This is a genomic window from Micromonospora sp. M51, assembly GCF_018070305.1.
Classification (GTDB): Bacteria; Actinomycetota; Actinomycetes; order Mycobacteriales; family Micromonosporaceae; genus Micromonospora; species Micromonospora parva.
The window spans coordinates 1-2,178 of the sequence record NZ_JAGPXZ010000917.1 but is presented as its reverse complement, the minus strand read 5'-3'; the positions used below and the strand labels follow the sequence as shown (position 1 = coordinate 2,178).

Here is a 2,178-nt window from a genome sequence, read left to right as displayed (position 1 = left end):
GGAAATAGTGGCCTCTGGCGACGCGGAGGCCACTATTTCCAGGAACCAGCGCGATCTTCCCGCAACTCGGGCGATGGGGCGGGAGCCCGGGGCGGCGCCCCGCGCGCACCCCGGGGCGGCTGAACGGGTGAAGGGCGTACACTGGCCAACTGGCGACCGCCTCGTGCGGTCGACCTCGCGCGCCCTCTTCACGAATCGTCGTGGAGCGACGGCCTCCCTGGTCCCGATCTTGATCGGGCCCACCATGGGTCGGCGACCAGGCGCCAGGACGCCCGGCCACCGGTCGGGCGTGACAACCAGGGACCTTGAGGAGTACCCCAACCATGGCCGTCGTGACCATGCGTCAGCTGCTGGAGAGCGGTGTCCACTTCGGGCACCAGACCCGGCGCTGGAACCCGAAGATGAAGCGCTTCATCATGACCGAGCGCAACGGCATCTACATCATCGACCTGCGCCAGACCCTCGAGTACATCGAGAAGGCGTACGAGTTCGTGCGTGGGACCGTCGCCGAGGGTGGCAGCATCCTGTTCGTCGGCACCAAGAAGCAGGCCCAGGAGGCGATCGCCGAGCAGGCGACCCGGGTCGGCCAGCCGTACGTCAACCACCGCTGGCTCGGTGGCATGCTGACCAACTTCCAGACCGTGTACAAGCGGCTGCAGCGGATGAAGGAGCTGGAGGGTCTGGGTGACCTGAGCGGCACCGCCGCCGGTTACACCAAGAAGGAGACCCTGCAGCTCTCCCGCGAGAAGATCAAGCTGACCCGCACCCTCGGTGGCCTGCGGGACATGCAGAAGCTTCCCGCCGCGGTGTGGATCGTCGACACCAAGAAGGAGCACATCGCCGTCGACGAGGCCCGCAAGCTGGGCATCCCGGTCATCGCGGTGCTGGACACCAACTGCGACCCGGACGAGGTCGACTTCCCGATCCCGGGTAACGACGACGCGATCCGCTCGGCGCTGGCCGGGCTCAGCGGTGAGGTGGACCAGGTGCCGAGCGCGGTCAGCGCCATCAAGATCGACGGGCAGCGGGCGTACAAGCGGGTCCGCGACGGGGAGAGCGTCGAGCTGCCGGCGCGGCGGGTCACCATCTCCCGGCTGGCGGTGCTGGCGATCCGCCGCACCGAGTCGGACGTGGTGGACGTGGACGTGGACGTGACCTGTTCCTCCGGCACGTACATCCGGGCCATCGCCCGGGACGCGGGCCTGACGCTCGGCGTCGGTGGGCACCTCACGGCGTTGCGGCGCACCGCGGTGGGTGGCTTCACCCTCGCCGAGGCGGCCACCCTCGACGAGTTGGAGCAGCGCGCCCCGGACGTGGTGAACCTGCCCCTGGACGCGGCGGCCGACCGGTTCTTCGCGCGCCGGGAGGCCACGCCCGACGAGGCCCGGGTGCTCGCCCACGGTGGGCCACTGGACCCGGCCGGCCTCACCGGGCCGTACGCCGTGTTCGGGCCGGCCGGCGGCTTGATCGCTATCGTCAGCGAGCGGGACGGCCGGGCTCGGGCGGAGATCGTGCTCGCCCCGGCCTGACCGTGGGCGCAGGTCCGTCGGCCGGCAGCCGGCGGTGTCGACCCGCCGGCGGCGGGACAGCAGAGAGGAACGGCATGCAGCGGTGGCGGGGCTACGACGCGGCGCCCGGCGGGTGGGGACGCTCGGTGGTCACCATCGGCGTCTTCGACGGCGTGCACAAGGGGCACCAGGCGACCATCGGGCACACCGTGGCCCGGGCCCGCGAGCTGGGCGTGCAGTCGGTGGTGGTCACCTTCGACCCGCACCCGGCCGAGGTGGTCCGCCCCGGTTCGCACCCGGCGGTGCTCACCGAGCCGGCCCGCAAGGCCGAGCTGATCGAGGCGCTCGGCGTGGACGTGCTCTGCGTGGTGCCGTTCACCCCGGAGTTCTCCCGGGTGCCGGCCGAACAGTTCGTGCACGACGTCCTGGTCGAGCACCTGCACGCGGCGCTGGTGGTGGTCGGCAGCAACTTCCGCTTCGGGCACCGGGCGGCCGGCGACGTCGCGTTGCTGGAGCAGTTGGGTCGGACGTTCGGCTTCGGCGTGGAGGGCGGCCCGCTGGTCGCCGAGGACGGCACCGTCTTCTCCTCCACGTACATCCGGTCCTGCGTCGACGCTGGCGACGTGGGCGCGGCGGCCGCCGCGCTGGGCCGCCCACACCGCCTGGAGGG

At 71.6% G+C, this 2,178-nt stretch carries 1 protein-coding gene and 1 pseudogene; both read left to right on the top strand.

The window, feature by feature from the left end:
- Positions 1 to 323 precede the first annotated feature (323 nt).
- Positions 324 to 1,529: a 30S ribosomal protein S2 gene (gene rpsB, locus KBX53_RS30700; RefSeq protein ID WP_309140897.1), complete on the top strand. Its 1,206-nt coding sequence runs from the start codon at positions 324 to 326 to the stop codon at positions 1,527 to 1,529.
- 74 nt (positions 1,530 to 1,603) lie between these two features.
- Positions 1,604 to 2,178, top strand: a pseudogene (locus tag KBX53_RS30690) (bifunctional riboflavin kinase/FAD synthetase); the annotation flags it as partial.

Bases quoted from the DNA above. Each gene is read 5' to 3' on its own strand.
- rpsB (WP_309140897.1), top strand. From the start codon at position 324: ATGGCCGTCGTGACCATGCGTCAGCTGCTGGAGAGCGGTGTCCACTTC.